This is a genomic window from Ramlibacter sp. AN1133, assembly GCF_037890035.1.
GTDB lineage: Bacteria > Pseudomonadota > Gammaproteobacteria > Burkholderiales > Burkholderiaceae_C > Ramlibacter.
In genome coordinates this window covers 21,962-41,737 of record NZ_JBBKTQ010000034.1, presented here as the reverse complement: position 1 = coordinate 41,737, position 19,776 = coordinate 21,962, and the positions used below count along the sequence as shown (strand labels likewise).

24 protein-coding genes are annotated in these 19,776 nt (G+C 70.6%); 13 read left to right on the top strand and 11 right to left on the bottom strand.

Going from position 1 to position 19,776, the window contains the following annotated elements:
- Positions 1-72: 72 nt before the first annotated feature.
- The 3 genes from WG923_RS27945 to WG923_RS27935 form a co-directional block, all read right to left on the bottom strand.
- Positions 73-537 (bottom strand): molybdate ABC transporter substrate-binding protein, encoded by a 465-nt coding sequence (locus WG923_RS27945; protein WP_340354310.1) that lies wholly within the window; start codon positions 535-537, stop codon positions 73-75.
- A 22-nt stretch (positions 538-559) separates the two neighbouring features.
- Positions 560-943 carry a hypothetical protein gene (locus WG923_RS27940; protein WP_340354309.1) on the bottom strand — a complete coding sequence of 128 codons (384 nt, stop codon included), beginning with the start codon at positions 941-943 and terminating at the stop codon, positions 560-562.
- Between the two features lie 601 nt (positions 944-1,544).
- Entirely contained in the window at positions 1,545-1,769 is a 225-nt protein-coding gene (locus WG923_RS27935) for a 2TM domain-containing protein (protein WP_340354308.1), read from the bottom strand.
- A gap of 192 nt (positions 1,770-1,961) precedes the next feature.
- Between WG923_RS27935 and WG923_RS27930 the strand changes: the two genes are divergently transcribed.
- Together WG923_RS27930 and WG923_RS27925 are read left to right on the top strand one after the other, a co-directional pair.
- Positions 1,962-2,798 carry a peptidoglycan DD-metalloendopeptidase family protein gene (locus tag WG923_RS27930; protein WP_340354307.1) on the top strand — a complete coding sequence of 279 codons (837 nt, stop codon included), beginning with the start codon at positions 1,962-1,964 and terminating at the stop codon, positions 2,796-2,798.
- Between the two features lie 75 nt (positions 2,799-2,873).
- Complete coding sequence (locus WG923_RS27925) at positions 2,874-3,902, top strand: VWA domain-containing protein (RefSeq protein WP_340354306.1); 1,029 nt, start codon at positions 2,874-2,876, stop codon at positions 3,900-3,902.
- 15 nt (positions 3,903-3,917) lie between these two features.
- Here the strand turns inward: WG923_RS27925 and WG923_RS27920 are convergent, their stop codons facing one another.
- Positions 3,918-5,018: an ABC transporter substrate-binding protein gene (locus WG923_RS27920; RefSeq protein WP_340354305.1), complete on the bottom strand. Its 1,101-nt coding sequence runs from the start codon at positions 5,016-5,018 to the stop codon at positions 3,918-3,920.
- Positions 5,019-5,218: 200 nt separating this feature from the next.
- On the opposite strand from WG923_RS27920, the gene WG923_RS27915 reads away from it, so the two are divergent.
- Together WG923_RS27915 and WG923_RS27910 are read left to right on the top strand one after the other, a co-directional pair.
- Complete coding sequence (locus WG923_RS27915; RefSeq protein WP_340354304.1) at positions 5,219-5,425, top strand: hypothetical protein; 207 nt, start codon at positions 5,219-5,221, stop codon at positions 5,423-5,425.
- A 50-nt stretch (positions 5,426-5,475) separates the two neighbouring features.
- On the top strand, positions 5,476-6,075 hold the full coding sequence (locus WG923_RS27910; protein ID WP_340354303.1) for a M15 family metallopeptidase: 600 nt from the start codon (positions 5,476-5,478) through the stop codon (positions 6,073-6,075).
- A 21-nt stretch (positions 6,076-6,096) separates the two neighbouring features.
- Here WG923_RS27910 and WG923_RS27905 read toward each other — a convergent pair whose 3' ends face one another.
- Both WG923_RS27905 and WG923_RS27900 read right to left on the bottom strand, forming a co-directional pair.
- Positions 6,097-6,516: a hypothetical protein gene (locus WG923_RS27905; RefSeq protein ID WP_340354302.1), complete on the bottom strand. Its 420-nt coding sequence runs from the start codon at positions 6,514-6,516 to the stop codon at positions 6,097-6,099.
- Positions 6,517-6,644: 128 nt separating this feature from the next.
- A complete protein-coding gene (locus WG923_RS27900) occupies positions 6,645-6,851 on the bottom strand; it encodes a hypothetical protein (RefSeq protein WP_340354301.1) in 207 nt (68 codons plus the stop codon).
- 144 nt (positions 6,852-6,995) lie between these two features.
- Here WG923_RS27900 and WG923_RS27895 point away from each other — a divergent pair, with 144 nt between their 5' ends.
- Genes WG923_RS27895 through WG923_RS27885 form a run of 3 tightly spaced genes read left to right on the top strand, consistent with a single transcriptional unit; the run spans position 6,996 to position 9,540 of the window.
- Positions 6,996-7,979 carry an LLM class flavin-dependent oxidoreductase gene (locus tag WG923_RS27895; protein ID WP_340354300.1) on the top strand — a complete coding sequence of 328 codons (984 nt, stop codon included), beginning with the start codon at positions 6,996-6,998 and terminating at the stop codon, positions 7,977-7,979.
- Between the two features lie 37 nt (positions 7,980-8,016).
- Positions 8,017-8,892 carry a glutathione-dependent disulfide-bond oxidoreductase gene (gene yghU / locus WG923_RS27890; RefSeq protein WP_340354299.1) on the top strand — a complete coding sequence of 292 codons (876 nt, stop codon included), beginning with the start codon at positions 8,017-8,019 and terminating at the stop codon, positions 8,890-8,892.
- Between the two features lie 15 nt (positions 8,893-8,907).
- The gene (locus tag WG923_RS27885; protein WP_340354298.1) at positions 8,908-9,540 is read left to right on the top strand and encodes a glutathione S-transferase family protein; all 633 of its coding nucleotides are present in this window, start codon (positions 8,908-8,910) and stop codon (positions 9,538-9,540) included.
- A gap of 15 nt (positions 9,541-9,555) precedes the next feature.
- Here the strand turns inward: WG923_RS27885 and WG923_RS27880 are convergent, their stop codons facing one another.
- Both WG923_RS27880 and WG923_RS27875 read right to left on the bottom strand, forming a co-directional pair.
- Positions 9,556-9,963, bottom strand: a complete 408-nt coding sequence (locus WG923_RS27880; protein ID WP_340354297.1) for a DUF1801 domain-containing protein — start codon at positions 9,961-9,963, stop codon at positions 9,556-9,558.
- Complete coding sequence (locus WG923_RS27875; RefSeq protein WP_340354296.1) at positions 9,960-10,292, bottom strand: GIY-YIG nuclease family protein; 333 nt, start codon at positions 10,290-10,292, stop codon at positions 9,960-9,962. The genes WG923_RS27880 and WG923_RS27875 overlap by 4 nt, the downstream gene beginning before the upstream one ends.
- Before the next feature lie 456 nt (positions 10,293-10,748).
- Between WG923_RS27875 and WG923_RS27870 the strand changes: the two genes are divergently transcribed.
- A complete protein-coding gene (locus tag WG923_RS27870; protein WP_340354295.1) occupies positions 10,749-11,021 on the top strand; it encodes a hypothetical protein in 273 nt (90 codons plus the stop codon).
- Here WG923_RS27870 and WG923_RS27865 read toward each other — a convergent pair.
- A complete protein-coding gene (locus WG923_RS27865; protein WP_340354294.1) occupies positions 11,010-11,936 on the bottom strand; it encodes a L,D-transpeptidase in 927 nt (308 codons plus the stop codon). The genes WG923_RS27870 and WG923_RS27865 overlap by 12 nt on opposite strands.
- A gap of 129 nt (positions 11,937-12,065) precedes the next feature.
- On the opposite strand from WG923_RS27865, the gene WG923_RS27860 reads away from it, so the two are divergent.
- Positions 12,066-12,626, top strand: a complete 561-nt coding sequence (locus WG923_RS27860) for a DUF1439 domain-containing protein (protein ID WP_340354293.1) — start codon at positions 12,066-12,068, stop codon at positions 12,624-12,626.
- Positions 12,627-12,644: 18 nt separating this feature from the next.
- Positions 12,645-14,627, top strand: coding sequence for a M1 family metallopeptidase (locus tag WG923_RS27855; protein ID WP_340354292.1), 1,983 nt, complete (start codon positions 12,645-12,647; stop codon positions 14,625-14,627).
- 47 nt (positions 14,628-14,674) lie between these two features.
- Here WG923_RS27855 and WG923_RS27850 read toward each other — a convergent pair whose 3' ends face one another.
- Both WG923_RS27850 and WG923_RS27845 read right to left on the bottom strand, forming a co-directional pair.
- Positions 14,675-16,015 carry a M16 family metallopeptidase gene (locus tag WG923_RS27850; RefSeq protein ID WP_340354291.1) on the bottom strand — a complete coding sequence of 447 codons (1,341 nt, stop codon included), beginning with the start codon at positions 16,013-16,015 and terminating at the stop codon, positions 14,675-14,677.
- Between the two features lie 31 nt (positions 16,016-16,046).
- Positions 16,047-16,715: a hypothetical protein gene (locus WG923_RS27845; RefSeq protein ID WP_340354290.1), complete on the bottom strand. Its 669-nt coding sequence runs from the start codon at positions 16,713-16,715 to the stop codon at positions 16,047-16,049.
- A gap of 96 nt (positions 16,716-16,811) precedes the next feature.
- Between WG923_RS27845 and WG923_RS27840 the strand changes: the two genes are divergently transcribed.
- From WG923_RS27840 to leuC, 3 genes are read left to right on the top strand one after another with little or no spacing between them, the layout of a single operon-like run.
- Positions 16,812-17,798, top strand: a complete 987-nt coding sequence (locus tag WG923_RS27840; RefSeq protein ID WP_340354289.1) for a Bug family tripartite tricarboxylate transporter substrate binding protein — start codon at positions 16,812-16,814, stop codon at positions 17,796-17,798.
- A 7-nt stretch (positions 17,799-17,805) separates the two neighbouring features.
- Positions 17,806-18,348, top strand: a complete 543-nt coding sequence (gene rraA, locus WG923_RS27835) for a ribonuclease E activity regulator RraA (RefSeq protein ID WP_340354288.1) — start codon at positions 17,806-17,808, stop codon at positions 18,346-18,348.
- Positions 18,345-19,775 carry a 3-isopropylmalate dehydratase large subunit gene (leuC, locus tag WG923_RS27830; RefSeq protein WP_340354287.1) on the top strand — a complete coding sequence of 477 codons (1,431 nt, stop codon included), beginning with the start codon at positions 18,345-18,347 and terminating at the stop codon, positions 19,773-19,775. Before rraA ends, leuC begins: the two co-directional genes overlap by 4 nt.
- The last annotated feature ends 1 nt before the right edge of the window (position 19,776 follow it).

Below are 19,776 nucleotides of genomic sequence, written 5' to 3'. Positions count from 1 at the left end.
CCGACATGCAAGGATGATCCGCCCGCGCAGCGGGGGCCGGGCTGATGTAGGTCAGTCGGACCGGAGATCCGCTTACGGCGCGGCCAGGCCGCTGTTCTTCAGCACGGCCTGGGTCTCTTCGCTCGCCAGCAGGATCAGCAGGGACAGCGCGGCCTGCGAATTGGAGGCCGACGTGGAGACCGCCCCGGCGTAGACCGTGGCGTCCTGCCGCTCGGCGCGGCCGCGGGCCAGCGCGATGATCGAGCCGTCGGACACCGCTCCTTCCTTGCCGAGGGCCTCCAGCAGCGGCTGCGGCAGCACGGCCAGGTCGAAGTCCTCGCCGCCGCGGATGCGCTCGGCAAGCGCGCCGCCGGTGCCGGCCACCAGGGCCAGCTTGTGGCCGGTGCGCTTCTCGAACGCGGGCGCGATGGCGGTGACCACGGGCTGGAAGGCGGCGGCGGCCAGCACCCGGACCTCGTCGGCCAGGGCGGAACAGGCGAAGCCGGCGACCAGGGCCAGGACGGCGGCGCTGCGCAGGAAGGATGGAATGCGGTTCACGCGCTCTATTGTGGGGCAGCGCTCAGAGCGCCTTCCACTCCCCGATGCAGTGGCGCGCCAGCGCCGTCACCCAGAAGGGTTCGGCGGGATCGAAGGCAAGCCCGAAGCGGGGGCTGACGAGGAAGCCGGCGCGCTCGAACGACTGCGGGTCCTGCGCGCGGATGAAGGACGAGAGGGCCGCGAAAGGCACGGCGACATTGCCCAGCGTGACCACCTCCGCCTGCAGGGTGATCTCCTCCAGCCTGCCGCCATCCTGGAAGCGGAAGACGACCTCGCCGTAATCCATCTCGTGCAGGCCGACGTCGTTGCGCGCCGCGCGCCAGGGCTTGCCGCGCGTGCGCACGATGTCCTCGCTGCACGCCGTGAACGAGGTGTCGTCGACCTGCACATAGGGTTCCAGTCTCATCGTGCGGCGAGCTTAAGACCTGCGCGCAAATCGATACCGGGGTTCCTTGCGAAAGGCACCTTCGTGCCTTCGCAGCGCGAGCGGGAAAGCGCACCATTCATTCACCCTCAGACCCATCGAGTCCCTCTTCCTCCTCCTGAGGGTAGTGCAGCGGCCGCTTCATGCGGCCGCTTTTTTTTGTTCTGCGCCGGTTGCGAGGAGCCCAGCCACCACCGCCAGGTTGAGGTTGTCGAGATGGTTGATATGCGATCCGCAGCCGTTTGGGGGCCATGTTGAGTGGACGTCGCGCCGCTCGGGCCGGACCAGCCCGTGTCTGTCCGTCTCAGCGACTGTCCCCCGGCGCGGATGAGAACCGTTGCCCGTGCTGGCGCCGCGCCCGCGCCTCCTCCTTGATGTCGCTGAGCCGGACAAACACGGACTGGTCCTGCAGCGTGTCGACCGCAAGGGTGTGGCTTCGCTTGGCGCAGTCGCCGACGCTCGATGCGCGTTCATTGAGGGACGGTCACGCCCTGGTCCGGGTCGGAGGCAATCGGCGAACCGTGGCAACCATCGGCCGCCCTTCTCTTGTCTCCCCGGAAATCAGCGAACCTTTTCTTTTGCTTCAACGCGCCCGGCGGCCGGCGACGAGAAATGCCACGGTGCCGTGGATCGCCAGACCGATGCCCCACGCGAGCGCGGGCGCCAGCATCGGCGTGCGGCCCTGCAGCAGCGCGAGCGCGACCAGTCCCGTGTTGACGCAGAGATAGACGAGGGCGTGGATCGCCCAGCCGCGCTGCGCGCCGTGAAGGTTGGCGATACCGCTGCTGCGCACGATTCCATGGTCCATGTCCCGCTCCTTGAAGTTGTCGCAGCCCCTTGCCGCGATGGAAGGACTGTGCCCGCTCCCGCCCGTGCGCCCCATTGCGGTGCGATGGAACGCCGGCCGCGCGGCGCGAGATGCGGCCCGTGCGGTGCGAAGCGCCGCGGCCCGCCGCCCGCCGCCGCGGCTTGCGCTTTCCATGGCACCATGCGCGCCGACATGACCCTCAGCCGCCGGCAGCTCCTGCTCGCCTTCGCCGCCACCGCCGCGGTCCCTTGCGCGCGTGCGGCTGCCGCGGGGGCCCTGCCGCGCGATGCACGGGTGCCCGGCGGCGTCGCACGCATCGCGCTGGGCCCGGCATCGGAGCGGCCGCGCGCGCAGGACGACGCGCTGCCGCTGCTGGTGGCAGGCTCCACGGCGGCCTGGACGGCGATCGTCGGCATTCCCTTGGCCGCCCGCCCGGGGCGGGCGCAGATCCAGGTGCAAGCCGCCGGCGAGAGCCGCACGCTGGACTACACGGTGCGCGCGAAGAGCTATCCGCAGCAGCGGCTGCGGGTCGCCCCGGGGCAGGTGGACCTCTCTCCCGAGGACCAGGCGCGCCACGAGCGCGAACGCGCGCACCAGCTGTCGGTGATGGAGACGTTCTCGCTGCGCGCGCCGGAGAGCCCGTTCGCGATGAGTGCGCCGGTGTCGGGGCGGCGCTCCTCCTCCTTCGGCCTGCGGCGCGTGTTCAACGGGCAGGCGCGCGCCCCGCATGCGGGCATGGACATCGCGGCCGCGCTCGGCACGCCCGTCACCGCGCCGCTGGAGGGGCGCGTGGTCGACACCGGCGACTACTTCTTCAACGGCGGCACCGTGTGGCTGGACCACGGCGGCGGCCTGCTCACCCTGTACTGCCACCTGAGCGAGATCTTCGTGCAGGCGGGCGACCTGCTGCGCGCCGGCGAGCGGCTCGGCGCCGTGGGCGCCACCGGCCGCGCGACCGGGCCGCACCTGCACTGGGGCGTGCTGCTCAATCGCACCATGGTGGACCCCGCGCTGTTCCTCGCGGCCTGAACACGGCGGCGCGGGCCGTTGCCAAGCCACGCCTTCCCGGGCACGATACTCCGCCTCCCCGAACGCGCGCCCCCGATGTCCTTCCTCTGGCCCCAGTACCTGTGGCTGATGCCGGCGCTGCCGCTGCTGCCGGCGGTGTACCTGTGGCTGCTGCGCCGGCGCGTGAAGGCCGCCGTGCGCTACAGCAGCGTCGCCGCGGTGCGCGCGGCGGGCGCCGGCAACTGGCGCCGGCACGTGCCGCCCGCTCTGCTCCTGCTGGCGTTCGCGGCCATGATGTTCGGGATCGCGCGCCCGGTGGCGCGGGTGCCGCTGCCGTGGGCGCGCACGACGATCCTGCTGGCGGTGGACGTGTCCCTGAGCATGCGCGTCAGCGACGTCAAGCCGACCCGCCTGGCCGCCGCGCAGGACGCGGCAAAGCTGTTCCTGCGCGACCTGCCGAAGAACATCGAGGTCGGCCTCGTCACCTTCGCCGGCAGCAGCCAGGTGGCCCAGGCGGCGACGCTCGATCGCGAAGCGCTGGTGACGGCCATCGACGCCTTCCAGATGCAGTACGGCACGGCGGTGGGCAACGCGATCGTGCTGTGCCTGGCCGAACTGTTCCCGGACCACGGCATCGACCTGGGGGAGATGACGTTCGGCAGCAAGCGGCACGGCCGCAGCCTCGACGACAAGCCCAGGCCACCCCCACGGCAGGTCGCGCCGGTGGCGCCGGGCTCCTACGATTCCGCGGCGATCATCCTGCTGAGCGACGGCCGCCGCACCACCGGGGTCGACACGCTGGAAGCCGCCCGGATGGCGGCCGAACGCGGCGTGCGCATCCACGTGGTGGGGCTCGGCGCTACCGACGGCGTGGCCAGCACCGAAGGGCTGCCCATCTACATGCAACTGGACGAACCGACCCTGCGCGAAGTGGCGCGCATGACGGGCGGCGAGTACCACCATGCCGGCACGGCGGAGAAGCTGCGCAGCGTGTACGAGAACCTCGGCTCGCGCGTGCAGCTGGCGACGCGCGAGACCGAGCTCACGGCGCTGGTGGCGCTGGTGGCGGCGCTGCTCGCCGTGGCCGCCGCAGGGCTGTCCCTGCTCTGGTCGCGGCTGGCCTAGGCCCCGGGCGCCTGCCTAGCGCTTGAACTTGCCGTCGGCGCCGATGATCGACAGGTCGGCGAAGTCCAGGCCGGTGTGGTCCTCGGGCCCGAAGTTCAGCTCCAGGCCGCCGAGGTCGAACTTGCGGATGCTCTCCAGCGCGGCGACCACCTTGGCGCGCGTCGGGTTCGGGCCGGCGCGGCGCAGGCCTTCCACCAGCACCTTGGCGGCGACGAAACCCTCCAGCATCTGCGGACTGAGCTCCAGGTTCTTTTCCTTGGCCAGGGCCGCCGCGTCCTTGACGAAGCCATAGGCGTACGAGCGCACGGAAGGGAACACCTGGGTGACGATCACGCCATGGCCCGCGCTGCCCAGGCTCTTGACGAAGCCGGCGGAGGCGTTGTTGGACAGGGTCACCACCTGGGCCGCGGACTTGGCCGCGCGCAGCGCCTTCACGCCGTCGGCCACCGCGTTGCCGGAGGCGATCCACAGCACCGCCTGCGCGTCCTTGGAGGTGATCGGCGGGATGATCTTCGAATAGTCCGGCTTGCCGCGGTCGGCCTTGATCACGGCCACGGGCTGGATGCCCGCCTTCGCGAAGCCCTTGTTGGCGCCTTCCAGGCCGTCGAGCCCGAAGGAGTCGTCGGCGTGGACCACCACGATGCGCGAGATGCCCAGGGTGTGCAGGTGCGACACGGCCTTTTCGGCCTCGCGCTGGTAGGTGGAGCGCACGTTGAAGATCGTCTTCTTCACCGGCTGGTGCAGCAGCATGGCGCCGGTGGACGGGGCCACCAGCGCCACCCCGTGCGCCTCCAGCAGCGGCAGGATCGCCTCGGTATGCGGCGTGCCGCGATTGAGGAACATCGCCAGGACGTTCTTCTCCTCGATCAGCACCTTGGCGTTGGCCGCGGCCAGCGGCGGCTCGAACTTGTCGTCCAGCGAGACCAGCTCGATCTTCTGGCCGTTCACGCCGCCCTTGGCGTTGACGCTGTCGATCCACAGCCTGGCGCCGTCCGTGGTCTCCTTCACGCCCGCCGCGACGGGGCCGCTGAACCCGGCCGTCTGGCCGATCACGATCTGCGAACACGCCCACAGCGGCGCCAGGGCAGCCACCGCCGCCACCACGAACTTCTTCATCCTGTGCTCCAACGACTCAGTTCCGACAACGCCGGCGACTGTAGTGAGTGCTCAGCCTTGGCGAAACCGGGCCAACCCTCTAGGCGGTTTCCTTAAGCCGAAAGTGTCTTGTGGACGCAACGCCCTGCGGCCCGACGGTCTTGCTCTTCATGAATGCATTCTCCTAATATGGGAATTCTTCACATCCTGCACGGGGACGAATGGTGGATACGGTGGGCGCCGAAGCGTGGCAACGGGCGCACGCGCTGCTGCTGGAAAAGGAGCGGCATCTCGAGCAGGTGAAGGTGCGCCACGCACAGGGCGCGGTCACGAGTGCCGAACTCGCGGCACTGAAAGCCGAGACGCAGCGCCTGCGGGAAGCGGCCAACGCGATGTTCAACGCCGTCTTCCGCTTCTACGAGACGTGAGGCGGGCCAGGGCGGATATCCTCGCCGCACCTGCCGCTCTCCCCTGCCCGATGCGCTGCGAAGACATTGCCTCCCACCCCGACTTCCGCCCCCTGGCGAGCCTCCACGGCCTGGCGGTCGAGCTGCGCTACGCGACGGTCTACAACTTCGTCGGCCGCGACCTGTACGGCTCGCTCGACTGCGCCTGGCTGCACCGCCTGGCCGCCCAGGGCGTGGAGCGCGCAGTGGCGACGCTGGCGCGCGAGGCGCCGGGCCTTCGCCTGCTGATGCTGGACGCGCTGCGCCCGCACCGCGTGCAGATCGAGCTCTGGGACTTCCTGGACGGCACGGACCTGCGCCAGTACGTCGCCGACCCGGCGCGCGGCTCCATCCACTCCTTCGGCATGGCGATCGACGCGACGCTGGTGGACGCGGACGGCACCGAGCTCGACATGGGCAGCGGCTTCGACGAGATGATCGAGCTGTCGCACCCGGCGCTCGAGGCGAGGCACCTGGCCAGCGGCGAGCTCAGCCCGGCCCAGCACCGCAACCGCGAGCTCCTGCGCAAGGTCCTGTGCGGCAGCGGCTTTCGCGGCATCAACAACGAGTGGTGGCACTTCGAAATGCTGGACCGCAACGACGTGCGCCAGCACTTCACGCGGGTGGACTGAAGGCCGCGGCCGGCGGCCCGCCTACTTCTTGCGCGGCGTGGCCTGGATCTGCTGCAGGCGGGCGATCAGCAGCGGAAGCTTGGTGTCGAGCGACCCGGCCTTCTCCCACTGCCGCACCTTCTCGACGACATCCTCGACGCTGGCCTGCTTCAGCTCGCCGATCTCGTTCGCCATCTTGAGGAAGTCCTGCACCGCGTCCGGGTGGGACGGGTCGGTGAACTCCTTCTCGTGCTTCGTCACGTAGGGCACGAGCAGCTCCATGATCCGCCCCAGCTGGCTGCCGTAGCTGTAGCGGCCGGTGATCCGCCGCTCGGCCTGCACGTCGCGCGAGCCTGCGTAGTTGACGTTCACCAGCCCGACCTGGCCGACGACCTCGCTCCAGGCGCGGATCCACTGCGTCACGTCGCCGGAGAGCGGCGAATTCACGACGAGGGATTTCATTCCATCCAGCCAGGCGCGCTGGATTTCCAGGACCCATGCCGCGTCCGGCAAGAGGGCCTCGACGGGTGTCGCGCTGCTGGCTTCGCCTTCCTGTGCCGTTCGCGTGCGTTGCTGCATGGCGGGCGTGGCTACACGCGCTCCAGCCAGGCGAGGATGACGGCGGCGACGGAGGACGTCAGGCACAGCACGCCAATGACCGCGCCGCCCCACCGGCACAGGTCGACCCACTCCTGGCGCTGCGGCGAGCGCGCCGAGAAATCCCCCCACAGGTGGATGCCGGCCCGGGCACCCGCCTCGCCGAGAGTTCGTTCGACCGCCTGCATGACTGCGTTCATCTGTGTGGACCCCAAAGGAGGCCTTGCTTTCACCGTGAGGTGAATGTCGCTCCCCCCGGCGCATCGCGCAAGTGGCCCCCCTGTCAACATTGACAGGGGAGCCTCGGGTGAACGCGTCGTGCCATGCGCCCCTACATTCGGGCCATGACCCCGCTTTCCGTTCTCGACCTCTCCCCCATCCTCGAAGGCAGCGACGCTGGCCAGTCCTTCCGCAACACCGTCGCCCTGGCCCGGCACGCCGAGCAGCTCGGGTACCGGCGCTTCTGGCTGGCGGAGCACCACGGCATGCCCGGCATCGCGAGCGCGGCCACCGCCGTCCTGATCGGCCACGTGGCGGGCCAGACCCGCACCATCCGCGTCGGCGCGGGCGGCATCATGCTGCCGAACCACTCGCCCCTGGTGATCGCGGAGCAGTTCGGCACCCTCGCCTCCCTCTACCCAAGCCGCATCGACCTGGGGCTGGGCCGCGCGCCGGGATCGGACCAGGCGACCGCGCGCGCCCTGCGCCGCAACCTGAACGCGTCGGCCGACGAGTTCCCGCAGGAGGTCGTGGAGCTGATCGATTTCCTGTCCGATGCGCCGCGCCAGCCGGTGCAGGCCGTGCCGGGTCGCGGCACGAAAGTCCCGGTCTGGATCCTCGGCTCCAGCCTGTTCGGCGCGCAGCTCGCGGCCATGCTGGGGTTGCCGTATGCGTTCGCGTCGCACTTCGCGCCGGCGCAGATGATGGATGCGATCGAGCTGTACCGCGCCACCTTCCGGCCCTCGGAGCAGCTGGCGAAGCCCTACGTGATGCTGGGCTTCAACGTGTTCGCCGCCGATTCGGATGCGCAGGCGGCGCTGCTCGCCACCTCGATGCAGCAGGCCTTCGTCAACCTGCGCACGGGCCGCCCGGGCAGGCTGCAGCCGCCGGTGCCAGGCTACATGGACACGCTCGGTGCGCCGGAGCGCACGATGCTCGCGCAAGTGCTGTCCTGCACCGCCATCGGCTCCGGCGACAGCGTGCGCGAACAGATCGCCGCCTTCGTGCAGCGCACCGGCGCCGACGAGCTGATGCTCACCTCGCAGATCTTCGACCAGCAGGCCCGGCTGCGCTCGTACGAGCTCGCCGCGGCCGCGATGCACGCGTGAAGCGCGCAGGGGAACCGCTCCGTATACTGCCTCTCCCATGAGCGACCCCTCCGCGTACACACCGCCGGCCGTCTGGACCTGGAACAAGGAGAGCGGCGGCAAGTTCGCCAGCATCAACCGGCCCATCGCGGGGCCGACGCACGTCCAGGAACTGCCCGTGGGGCGGCATCCCTTGCAGCTCTATTCGCTGGGCACGCCGAACGGCGTGAAGGTCACGGTGATGCTGGAGGAGCTGCTGGCCCTGGGCCACGCGGGCGCGGAGTACGACGCCTGGCTCATTCCCATCCAGGAGGGCGCGCAGTTCGGCAGCGGCTTCGTCGCGGTCAACCCGAACTCCAAGATCCCCGCCTTGCTCGATCGCAGCGGGCCGACGCCGATCCGCGTGTTCGAGTCGGGCGCGATCCTGCTGCACCTGGCGGAGAAGTTCCGCGCCTTCCTGCCGGAGGCCGGTGCGCAGCGCGCCGAATGCCTGTCCTGGCTGTTCTGGCAGATGGGCAGTGCCCCCTTCCTCGGCGGCGGCTTCGGGCATTTCTATGCTTATGCGCCGACGAAGATCGAATACGCGATCGACCGCTATGCGATGGAAGTGAAGCGGCAGCTCGATGTGCTCGACCGGCGGCTCGCGGAAGTACGTTACGTCGCGGGGGACGACTACACGATCGCCGACATGGCGATCTGGCCGTGGTACGGCGCGCTGGCGAAGGGGCAGTTGTACAACGCCGGCGAGTTCCTGCAGGTGCAGGAGTACCGCCACGTGCTGCGCTGGACGGACGAGATCGCGCAGCGCCCCGCGGCCCGGCGCGGACGCATGGTCAACCGCACCTGGGGCGACCCTGCGAGCCAGCTGCACGAGCGGCACGACGCCGGCGACTTCGACACCAAGACCCAGGACAAGCAGGGACCCGCCGCCTGACGCGGCCACTTTCATATGATCACCCTCTACGACTGCGCCACCGCCCCCAGCCCGCGCCGCGCGCGCATCCTGCTCGCCGAAAAGGGGGTGGACTACGAGACGGTGCAGGTCGACCTGCGCAAGGGCGAGCAGTTCGGCGAGGCCTTCCGCCAGGTCAATCCGCAGTGCACGGTGCCGGCGCTGCGCACCGAGGAAGGCCCCGTCCTCACGGACAACGCGGCGATCGCCGCCTACCTGGAAGCGCGCTTTCCCGAGCCTGCGCTGCTCGGTCGCACGCCGCTGGAGAAGGCGGAGATCGCGAGCTGGCAGTGGCGCGCGGAGTTCGAAGGCCTGCTGGCCGTGGCCGAGGCGCTGCGCAACGCGTCGCCCGCGATGGTGAACCGGGCGCTGCCCGGGCCGAACGACTATCCGCAGATTCCCGAACTGGCGCAGCGGGGGATCGCGCGGGCGCAGCAGTTCTTCTCGGTGCTCGACGAGCGCCTGGAGGACCGCGAGTTCATTGCCGCAGGGACGTTCAGCATCGCGGACATCACCGCCGTGGTGGCGGTGGACTTCGCGCGGGTGGTGAAGCTCAAGCCGGCGGAGCAGCTGGCGAACCTGCGGCGCTGGCGGGAGAGGCTTGCGCAGCGGGCATCGATGGCTTTGTGACCCGGGCGGCGCGGCCTATGTGCGCGGCTTGCGCCGCTTCGCCGCGGAGGACTGGTTGAGTGCCACGGCGGCGCGAATGAGTGCCTTCAATGCCCCTTCGTCGATCGCGTCGCCTTCATGCAGATCGATCGCACGGCGGGTGTTGCCTTCGAGGCTGGCATTGAAGAGACGTGACGGGTCCTCCAGCGCAGCGCCTTTCGCAAAGGTCATCTTCACCACGCTCTTGTAGGTTTCGCCGGTGCAGAGGATGCCGTCGTGGGACCACACCGGCGTGCCTCTCCACTTCCACTCCTCGATCACGTCCGGGTCGGCCGCGTGGATGATCGCGCGCACGCGGGCCAGCATGTCGCCGCGCCAGTCGGCCAGCGAGGCGATCCTTGCGTCTATGAGTGCGGAGGGAGACTCGGGTGCATCGTTCTTCAAGGGACCTCCGATACCGTTGCCTTCATGTCCGCGGCTTCCAACTGCCGCTCCCCCTCCCCGAAGAATCCAAGCTTCTCCCCCCGCGCCAGCCCCTTCAACCGCAGTTCCGCGCGCAGCGCCTCCGACTTGCTGGGATACTCACGCGCCGCCAGCACGCGAAGCGGCGCCCGGCCGCGCGTGAAGCGCGCCCCGACGCCGAACAGGTGTTGCAGGAAGCGACGCTCGACATCGATGGCGATGCCGGCGTAGTACACGCCCCCTTCGCATTCCAGCAGATACAGCCAATACGGCGCCGAACGCGGCACCGCTTCTCGTGGGGAGCCCGCCATGCCGCGATTGTGCCCGCGGCTCCCGCACCGCGACGTGCAGGCGTGGCGCGCAAGTCACGGCGCGCGCTACGGGCGGATGTGCAAGTCCGGGCGGATGTGCTTATTCGAAGTCGTCCACCGACAGTGCCGACTCCGGGCTGTTCTGCCCGGCCCAGCCCGTTCCGGGCCGCCAGGTGCCTGCCCCCTGGATGCGCTGCGCGCAGGCGCCTGCGGGGCCGCCCTGCTGCCTCTGCAGGGACTGGGAGCACACGCGCAACAGCCATTCCCGTCGCTCCCTCCGTGTCTCAAGCTCTTGATGGTCCATCTCCGTCCCTTTCCTGATGCTGCAACTTTGCGCGCTGCGCCGCGCGCGCGCTGGCGGCCAAGACCGTGAGGTGCCGTAGGTACGCATGCGGGGGGGTGACGGACATTCGCGGCGGCTTGAAGGGCATCCGCGACGTGCTGCATGATCGGCGGATGAGGAACCAGACCGCGCACCGCATCCGTGGGGCCGCCACGCTGGCGCGCCCGGGCTGGATCTGGGCGGCGGCGGTCGTGATGAATGCCCCGGCCGTAGGCGCCGCCGTGCTGCTCGGATGGTTCGCGTTCACCGCCGACGCACCGGCGCTCACGGCCGTGGCGGGGGTATTGTTCGGGCTGGTGCTGTTCTGGGCGATCCTGGTCACCCAGGACTCGTGGCGGGTGTTGCGCCGGTTCACCCGGCGCTTCGGAGCCGGCTCAGGGGCGTGAAGAGGCCTGCGCGAGCTGTACGCGCTTTCCCACGTCCCAGGAGCCGAACTGCTGCTGCGGCGTGCGCGTCTCGGGCAGCACGTACACGAAGGCACCGTACCTGGCGACCGTGGGTCGCAGCACGCCGTTGTAGAACTGCGGAGGCACGTTGACGCAGCCGTTGGAGATCCGGTTGTCTTCCACCTCGGGGGTGGCCATGCGCTCGGCGCGGCGTTCCGCCTCGGAAACCTTGCGCATGCGATGCATCGAGACGGCGGCGTTGTAGTCGATCCAGATGATGTCCTCGCCGTGGTTGTTCTTCCCGCGCATCGCGAGGAAGCGTCCGGCCGGCGTGGTCTTTTCTTCTTCCTTGATCTGCGACAGCGGCTTGTTGCCGATGCCCGGCGCGCTGTCGTCGCCCGTGGCCTTTCCCAGCAGCACAGGGGCGTCGCTCTTGAGCTTGCCGTTCGGCTCGAACACGTAGAGCCGCGCGTTCTTCTTGTCGATCAGGACGAAGGCCTTCTTCCTGTTGTTGTGCGTGTAGGAGACCCAGTTCGCCACGTGCACCACGTCGGGCGGTGCGGCTTGCGAGCCGAAGTCGGCGAGCGGCCCGGGCTTGAGGTCCTCGGGGTCCTTCTTGCCGGCCTTCTTGCCGGCCGATTTCTTCGCCGTGGTCGCTGCCTTGCTGCTGGCCTTGCCGCCGGCCTTGGCTGCAGCCGGGGCTGCCTTGGGCTTGCCTGCCTTGGGCTTGCCCGCCTTGGCCTTGCCTGCCTTGGACTTGCCGTGCAGCGCGGCCGAAGCGGTGGTGGCGGAACCCGGCGCCTTCGTCGCGGCGAAGGTCAGCGGCGCGTGCAGCGCCGAGGCGACCAGCAGGGCGGCGCCAAGCACCAAGGGCAGGCAGGCCTTCTTGCGAAGCGGCTCGAGCGGACGTTGCATGGTGGTTTCGAATCGTTGCTGTGACACTTGCTGCAGGCTAGGGGAACGCCGCCGAGCAGGGGGTGCGCGGATGGCGGCAGCCCCTGTAGGAAGGACAGGCGACGCCCCGTGGGCCACAATGACCTGGCCATGCATCGCCGTCTCCTCCTCGCCGCCCTCGCCTGCTGGCCCGCGGCTCGCCTGCTGGCGCAGGACGAGGCGGCACGGCCGCGCCAGAAGATTTCGGCGGCGGCGCTGTACGACGCGCTCTCCGCGCGCTTCCCGGTGCGCTTCGCGCTGGGCGGCGTGCTGCAGGCGGAGATCAGCGCGCCGCGCCTGCTGCTGCTGCCGGCGCGCAACCAGCTGGGAGCGGCGTTGCGCGCCGAGTTCAACGGGCTGCAGCTCGCGCCGGCACAGGCCGGCGAAATGGACCTCGTCTTCGCCTTGCGCTACGAAGGGCGCGACCGCACGCTGCGTGCGCGCGATCCGCGCATCCTGGAGGTGCGCTGGCCCGGCCTGCCGCGGGAAACCGCGCAGGCCCTGCAAGGCGTGCTGCCCGCGTTGGCGCGCCAGATGGGCGACGTGGTGCTGCACCGCTTCTCCGACCGCGAACTCGCGCTGCCGGACACCATGGGCTTCGAGCCGCAGGAGATCCGGGTCGTCGACGACGGCCTGCTGGTCCTGTTCGGGCCCAAGGCCGCCAGGCAATAGCGACACAATGGCGCCACGATGGCGCGCGTATCCCCTCCCCTCCTGCGCGCGGGCTGCTGGCTCGCCGCGCTCTGGCTCCTGCTCGCCGCCCGTGCGGCACTGGCCGCCGTGCCCCACATGGAGCTGGAGGTGCAGCTCGATCCGGCGACGCGAAGGCTGCAGGCCACCGCCCGTCTCACCAGCGACCAGGTGCCGGACCTCGCGCTGCATCCGCGGCTCGCGATCGCGCGCGCGAGTGTCGATGGCGTCGCGGTCGCCATCGCGCAGGTGCGTCACCTCGCCTCGGCGCCCGGCGAACACCGCTACGTCATCGAGTACGCGGGAACGCTGCCCCCGCTGCCCGCGCGCGAGCAGCAGTCGCCCAACCCCGCATCCTTCTATGCGTCGCCCGAAGGCAGCTATCTCGCGCCGGAGGCCGGCTGGTATCCCGACCCGGGTGCGCCCTTCACCTATGCCTTGAAGCTCACGCTGCCCGCCGGCCAGAAAGGTCTCGTGCCGGGCCGCCAGCTGCGCGCGTCCGAGGCGGCCGGCCGCTGGAGCGCGGACTACGCGTTCGAGCATCCCGCCGAGGGCATCTGGCTGATGGCCGGGCCCTACCAGGTCGCGCAACAGGCCGCGCCCCTGGACGACGGCAGCGTGGTGACGGTGCGCACCTGGTTCCCCGCGGAGCTGTCGGAGCTGGCACCGGGCTACCTGCAGGACAGCGCGCGCTACCTGCAACGCTACAGCCGCTCCATCGGCGCCTATCCGTTCGGCGACTTCAGCGTCGTCTCCAGCCCCCTGTCGCACGGCCTCGGCATCCCGAGCCTCACCTACCTCGGGCGCGACGTGCTGCGGCTGCCCTTCATTCGCGCCACCTCGCTCGGGCACGAGGTGCTGCACAACTGGTGGGGCAACGGCGTGGTGCCGGACTGGCGCAGCGGCAACTGGTCGGAAGGGCTCACCACCTTCGGCGCCGACTACGCCTACCGCGAGGACCAGGGCGCCGACGCCGCGCGTGCGATGCGCCTGGAGTGGCTGCGCGACCTGGTGGCGATCGCGCCGGCCAACGAAACCGCGGTGGCGGGCTTCACCTCGCGCTCGCACGGCATCTCCTCGGTGATGGGGTATGCCAAGCCGGCGATGCTGTTCGTGATGCTGCGCGACGAGATCGGGCCCGCCGCCTTCGAGCAGGGGCTGCGCGCGTTCTGGCAGCAGTACCGCTTCCGCACCGCGGCCTGGAAGGACCTGGCGCAGGCCTTCTCGCAAGCCAGCGGCCGCGACCTCGCGCCCTTCTTCGCGCAGTGGACGCAGCGCGCTGCCTCCCCCGCGCTGTCGCTGGCCGCCGCCGGAGGGGGAAGCTTGCGCGTGCTGCAGCAAGGCGAACCCTTCGACATGCTGGTGCCGCTGCGGCTGCAGCTCGCCTCCGGGGCGACGCGCGATCTCTCCGTGCGTGTGCACGAGCGCGAGACGCTGGTCGATCCCGCCGCGCGCGGAGTGCCCGATGCGGTGTCGGTCGCGCTCGATCCGGACCTGCGGCTGTGGCGCCGGCTCGATCCGGCCACCGTGCCGGCTATCCTGCGCGAGACCTTCATCGCGCCCCAGGCGCAACTGCACATCGCAACCAGCGGGAGCGAGTGGACCAGCGCCGCCACCACACTCGCGCAACGCGCGCTCGACGCGAAGCCGGCCCTGGTCGCCGCCGACGCGCTGCTGGCCGCAGGCAAGGAACCGGCGCTGGTGGCCGGCGACCGTGCCGGCATCACGAAGCTGCTCGCGCAGCTGGGATTGGGCGGCGTGCCCGAGACCCTGTCGCAGCAGGGCAGCGCACGTGCGTGGGCCGCGCGCGCCGCCAACGGCAAGGCGTTCGTCTTCCTGATGGCGGAGACGCCCGCGGCCCTGGCCGCCATGCAACGCGCGCTGCCGCATTACGGCCGCCAGAGCTGGCTGGTGTTCCAGGACGCGCGCGTCGTCGCACAGGGCGCCTGGCCGGCCGCAGCGCCGCCGCTGGCCCTGCGCTGAAGCGCGCCCTGCCAGGGGCCGCCCCCCGCCTTGCGCTGAAGCGCGAACTAGCCCGTCGTGCCGGCGAGCAGGGCCGCCAGCTCGCGCGCCGACTTGCCGTGGGCGCCCTTGCCCGTGATGGAGAGGGCCGGCGGATGCCGCAGCATGCGCTCGAACACCCCGCGCACTTCGTCCTCGGTGATGGCTTCGATCAGCGCGATCGTTTCTCCGGGCGTCGCGACGGCGCCTCGCACGAACAGGTCTTCCACCGCCCGCTCCATCGCGGCATAGGTGCGTTCGGACGAGCGCACGCGCGAGACCGAGAGCTGATTCTTTGCGCGCTCCAGGTGCACCGGATCGATCCGGGCCGCGTGCTCGCGCAGCAGCCCGCCCGTGGCCGTCATCAGCTGCTCCAGCTTGTCGGGCGTGGTGATGGCGTGCACGATGAAATTGAACCAGGCGTCGCCGCTTTCCGAGGTGGACTGCGCCGTGTACGCCAGGCCCATGCGCTCGCGCACGGTGTCGGTGAACGGCGCGGACATGCCGCCGCCGAACAGGATGCTCGCCAGCGAAGCCGCGAGGCGCCAGCGCTGCTGCGTCATGCCCTCGCCCTGCGGCGGTGCCACCGGGTAGGCCAGGTTCAGGAACACCTGCGAGACGCGGCTGAAGCGCCGCCCCACGGCGCTGCCGACGTACTTCGGCGTCGCGGGCGGGCCGGCCGGGCGCGCATCGCCGGAGCGCGGCATCCCCTCGAACAGGCGCTCGGCCAGCGCGAAGAAGGCCTCGATGTCGAAGTTGCCGGCCGCGGCGACCACGGCGTTGTCCGCGTGGTAATGCGAGCTCACGTGCTGCACGACGTCGTCGCGGGTGAAGCGTTCGATGTTCTCCACCGTGCCGATCACCGGCATGCCCATGGCGTGCTCGCCCCAGATCGCGCGATCGAGCAGCTCGCTGGAACTTTCCTCGGGGTCCTCGTCGTACTCGATCGCCTCCTGGCGGATCACCTCCAGCTCCCGCTTCAGTTCCGCTTCGGGAAAGGTGCTGTTCAGGACGATGTCGGCCGTCATCTCCAGGAACTGCGGCACGTGGCGGGCCAGGCCGCTCATGAAGTAGCCGGTCGTGTCCTTGCTCGTGAACGCGTTCACGTCGGCGCCGAGCCGCTCCGCATCGAGGTTGATCGCCTGCACGGTGCGCGTGGCCGTGCCCTTGAAGGCCATGTGCTCCAGCACGTGGCTGATGCCGTTGCTCTGCGGCGTTTCGTCGCGCGAGCCCACGCGCAGGAACACGCCGACGCTGGCGCTCTGCACGTGCGCAACGGGGACGGCAAGCAGGCGCACGCCATTGGCGAGCGTCCGCAGGACGGGCGTGCCCGCGGGGGGCGGGCGATGGAGTTCGGGGTTCTGGGACAAGGCGGAACGATTGTGATGGAAAGAGCAGGGCTCAGCGTGCGGGCGGGCGCTGGCCCTCGATGGAAGGCAGGAGGGCCTTCGCGGCCTCGATGCGCAGGTGCAGGTCGACGGCGCGGTCGTTCATCACCGCCAGCAGGAAGCTGCGCGGATCCTGGGCCGGATCGGCAGCGGCTGTCGCCGGTACAGGCGGCGGCTCGGCGAGCACGCGTTGCAGGTCCGCGGGCGTCATGCACTGCAGGCGCGACAGGAGCTCGGCCTGCGCGTCGTTGCCGGGGGGCAGGTCGAGCCAGGGCTCGTCGACGAACAGCGCCGCCAGGTCGGGTGCCACGAAGGCGGACCAGCGCTCCTCGCCGCGCTCGCCGGGCGGCAGGCCGGTGATCTCCGGCGTGCCCGCAGGCGCCGGGCTGGTGCGGATGCGGTCCTGCGGCACCTCGGCCAGGTAGCGCCTGCGCAAGGCCTCGAGGAAGGCCAGGGCCTGCGGCGCCGGCACGGCCTGCGTGACGGAGAACCACAGCTGGTAGCCGCTGCCGGAGACGGCGATGCCCGGCGCGGGCAGTTGCAGGTCCAGCTGCACGCCGTGCCAGACCCTGGCCAGGTGCTCCCACGCGGCGGCACCGGGCAGCTCCAGCACCAGGGCCCGCACGCCGGCCTCGCCCGGCGGGGGATAGAGACGTTGCTGCTCGGCTTGAAGTCGGTTCATGGATTTCGACTCTAACTGCACGCGGCCCGGCCTTGCCGGAGAGCGCGACCCGACCGGGCACAATGGCTGGCTTTCAGCAGTATCCGGAGACCAACAATGCGCTTCCCGTCCCGCCGCGCGGTCCTCGCCGCGGCCGCCTTCCTCACCCTCCCCTTCGCCAGCACGCTGGGCCACGCGCAGTCCTGGCCGGACAACAAGCCGATCAGGATCGTGGTGGGCTTCGCGCCGGGCGGCTTCACCGACGTCCTGGCGCGCCTGGTCGGCCAGAAGCTCTCCGAGCGCCTGGGCACGCCCGTGGTGGTGGAGAACAAGCCCGGCGCGGCCGGCACGCTGGGCGCCGACCTGGTCGCCAAGAGCAAGCCCGATGGCTACACGCTGCTGCTCGCGCACAGCAACTCCAACTCGGTCGCGCCGGCCCTGTACCCCAAGCTGCCGTACAACATCCTCACGGACTTCACGCCGATCATCCCGGTGGCCAACACGCCGCTGCTGCTGACGGTGCACCCCAGCGTGCCGGCCAGGGACGTCAAGGAGTTCATCGCGCTGGCCAAGAGCAAGCCGGGCGGACTGCGCTTTGCCTCCTCGGGCGGCGGCAGCGCGCAGCACCTGGCGGCCGAGCGCTTCCAGCTCGCCACCGGCACGCAGATGACGCACATCCCCTACAAGGGCAGCGGCCAGGCGATCGTGGACCTGCTGTCCGGCCAGGTCGAACTGAACTTCGAGAGCCCGCCCAACGTGATGGCGCACGCCAGGGCCGGCAAGCTGCGCCTGCTGGCCATCACCAGCAACAAGCGTTCGCCGCTGCTGCCCGAGGTGCCGACGATGGCGGAAGCCGGCGTGAAGAACGCCGAGATGCTGCAGTGGTTCGCGGTGATGGGCCCGGCGAAGATGCCGGCCGACATCACGCGCCGCCTGAACAGCGAGATCGCCGCCATCCTCAAGCAACCCGAGGTCGCCGCCAAGATCCACGAGCAGGGCGGCGAGATCATGGGCGGCTCGTCCGAGGACTTCGCGAAGTTCATCGCCACCGACAGCGCGGCGTTCGCCAAGCTGGTGAAGGAAGCGAACATCAGGCTCGATTGAACGCGCGATGACCCTGAAGACTTCCGACCTCTGCGACGCCTGCGACGAAGCCCTGCCCTGCGCCCTGCCGTTTCGCGGCTGGGGCCAGCGGCGCGCCTTCGCGGGCGACATCCGCACCCTGCGCGTGCATGAAGACATCGCCCTGATGCGCGACATGGTCAACCAGCCCGGGCACGGCCAGGTGCTGGTGATCGACGGCCGCGGCTCGATGGCGCGCGCGATCTTCGGCGACGTGATGGCCGGCGTGGCCAGCCGCAACGGCTGGGCCGGCGTGGTGATCAACGGCGCGATCCGCGACGGCCACGAGATCGACGGCATGGACATCGGCGTCAAGGCGCTGGGCACCGTGCCCAAGCGCGGCGAGCGCACCGGCGCCGGCGAGCGCGACGTGCCCGTCAGCTTCGGCGGCGTGACCTTCATGCCGGGCCGCCGGCTGGTGGCCGACGATGACGGCGTGATCGTGCTGCCCGAAGGCGTGAGCGAGCGCGACATCCGCATCGACGACGTGGTGGCGGCCACCGCCGCCTACGCCGCGGGCCCGGCCCAGTGACTGCGCGCACGCTGTACCGGCGCATCGTCGATGCGCACACGGTCCGTGCGCTCGGCGACGGCAGCCAGGTGCTGCTGTACGTCGACCGCCAGGTCCTCAACGAGTACACGAGCCCGCAGGCCTTCGCGGCGCTGCACGCGGCGGGCCGCACCGTGTGGCGCCCCGCTGCCACCATCGCGGTGGTGGACCACGTCAACCCCACCACGCCCGAGCGCAACGCGAAGACGATGGTGATCGCCGACGCCGAGCGTTCGCTGCAGGTGACGATGCTGGCCGGGAACTGCGCCCGCCACGGCATCGCCCTGTACGACATGCTGGACGCGCGCCAGGGCATCGAGCACATCGTCGCCAGCGAGCAGGGCCTGGTGCTGCCCGGCATGGTGATGGCGGCCGGCGACAGCCACACGACCACGCACGGCGCGATGGGGGCACTCGGCTTCGGCATCGGCAGCAGCGAGATCGAGCACCTGCTGGCCACGCAGACGCTGGTCTACACCGTGCAGAAGTCGATGAACGTGGACGTGCGCGGGCGCCTGGGCTTCGGCGTGACGGCCAAGGACCTGGTGCTGGAACTGATCCGGCAGATCGGCGCCGACGGCGCCACCGGCCACGTGATCGAATACACGGGCGAGGCGATCCGCGCGCTCGGCGTCGAGGGGCGCCTCACCCTGTGCAACATGAGCGTGGAGGCGGCCGCGCGCGGCGCGATCGTCGCGCCGGACGACACGCTGTTGCAGTACCTGCACGGCCGCCCGCGCGTGCCGCAGGGCGTGCTGTGGGAGCAGGCAGTGGCCGCGTGGCGGCAACTGCGAAGCGACCCGGGCGCCGTCTACGACCGCAGCGTGAACCTCGATGCCTCGAGGATCGCGCCGATGGTGACCTGGGGGACCAGCCCCGACCAGGGCGCGACCATCGAAGCGGCCGTGCCGGATCCCGCGCAGGAACGCGACGCGACGAAGCAGCGCAGCGCCCTGCGCGCGCTGCAGTACATGGACCTGCAACCCGGGCAGAAGCTCGATGGCCTGGCGATCAGCCACGCCTTCATCGGCTCCTGCACCAACAGCCGGATCGACGACCTGCGCGACGCCGCGCGCGTGCTGCGCGGCCGCCGCGTGGCGGCGGGCGTGCGCGCGCTGGCGGTGCCGGGCTCCACGCAGGTGCGCGCCCAGGCCGAGGCCGAGGGCATCGCGCAGGTGTTCCGCGAGGCCGGCTTCGAATGGCGCCAGGCCGGCTGCTCCATGTGCGTGGCGATGAACGACGACCACCTTCAGCCGGGCGACCGCTGCGCCTCCAGCACCAACCGCAACTTCGAAGGACGGCAGGGGCCGGGCGCGCGCACGCACCTCATGAGCCCGGCGATGGTCGCCGCCGCGGCCGTGACGGGCACGCTGACCGACGTGCGCACGCTGCTGCCGCGGGGGAACTGAA

Coding starts and splice junctions, on each gene's coding strand:
- WG923_RS27900 (WP_340354301.1), bottom strand. CDS start 6,851: ATGAACGCAGTCATGCAGGCGGTCGAACGAACTCTCGGCGAGGCGGGT.
- WG923_RS27870 (WP_340354295.1), top strand. CDS start 10,749: ATGAGGAACCAGACCGCGCACCGCATCCGTGGGGCCGCCACGCTGGCG.
- WG923_RS27875 (WP_340354296.1), bottom strand. CDS start 10,292: ATGGCGGGCTCCCCACGAGAAGCGGTGCCGCGTTCGGCGCCGTATTGG.
- WG923_RS27845 (WP_340354290.1), bottom strand. CDS start 16,715: ATGAACCGACTTCAAGCCGAGCAGCAACGTCTCTATCCCCCGCCGGGC.
- WG923_RS27930 (WP_340354307.1), top strand. CDS start 1,962: ATGACCCTCAGCCGCCGGCAGCTCCTGCTCGCCTTCGCCGCCACCGCC.
- WG923_RS27860 (WP_340354293.1), top strand. CDS start 12,066: ATGCATCGCCGTCTCCTCCTCGCCGCCCTCGCCTGCTGGCCCGCGGCT.
- WG923_RS27895 (WP_340354300.1), top strand. CDS start 6,996: ATGACCCCGCTTTCCGTTCTCGACCTCTCCCCCATCCTCGAAGGCAGC.
- yghU (WP_340354299.1), top strand. CDS start 8,017: ATGAGCGACCCCTCCGCGTACACACCGCCGGCCGTCTGGACCTGGAAC.
- WG923_RS27920 (WP_340354305.1), bottom strand. CDS start 5,018: ATGAAGAAGTTCGTGGTGGCGGCGGTGGCTGCCCTGGCGCCGCTGTGG.
- WG923_RS27855 (WP_340354292.1), top strand. CDS start 12,645: ATGGCGCGCGTATCCCCTCCCCTCCTGCGCGCGGGCTGCTGGCTCGCC.
- WG923_RS27910 (WP_340354303.1), top strand. CDS start 5,476: ATGCGCTGCGAAGACATTGCCTCCCACCCCGACTTCCGCCCCCTGGCG.
- WG923_RS27865 (WP_340354294.1), bottom strand. CDS start 11,936: ATGCAACGTCCGCTCGAGCCGCTTCGCAAGAAGGCCTGCCTGCCCTTG.
- WG923_RS27915 (WP_340354304.1), top strand. CDS start 5,219: ATGGTGGATACGGTGGGCGCCGAAGCGTGGCAACGGGCGCACGCGCTG.
- WG923_RS27840 (WP_340354289.1), top strand. CDS start 16,812: ATGCGCTTCCCGTCCCGCCGCGCGGTCCTCGCCGCGGCCGCCTTCCTC.
- WG923_RS27925 (WP_340354306.1), top strand. CDS start 2,874: ATGTCCTTCCTCTGGCCCCAGTACCTGTGGCTGATGCCGGCGCTGCCG.
- WG923_RS27885 (WP_340354298.1), top strand. CDS start 8,908: ATGATCACCCTCTACGACTGCGCCACCGCCCCCAGCCCGCGCCGCGCG.
- WG923_RS27940 (WP_340354309.1), bottom strand. CDS start 943: ATGAGACTGGAACCCTATGTGCAGGTCGACGACACCTCGTTCACGGCG.
- WG923_RS27905 (WP_340354302.1), bottom strand. CDS start 6,516: ATGAAATCCCTCGTCGTGAATTCGCCGCTCTCCGGCGACGTGACGCAG.
- WG923_RS27935 (WP_340354308.1), bottom strand. CDS start 1,769: ATGGACCATGGAATCGTGCGCAGCAGCGGTATCGCCAACCTTCACGGC.
- rraA (WP_340354288.1), top strand. CDS start 17,806: ATGACCCTGAAGACTTCCGACCTCTGCGACGCCTGCGACGAAGCCCTG.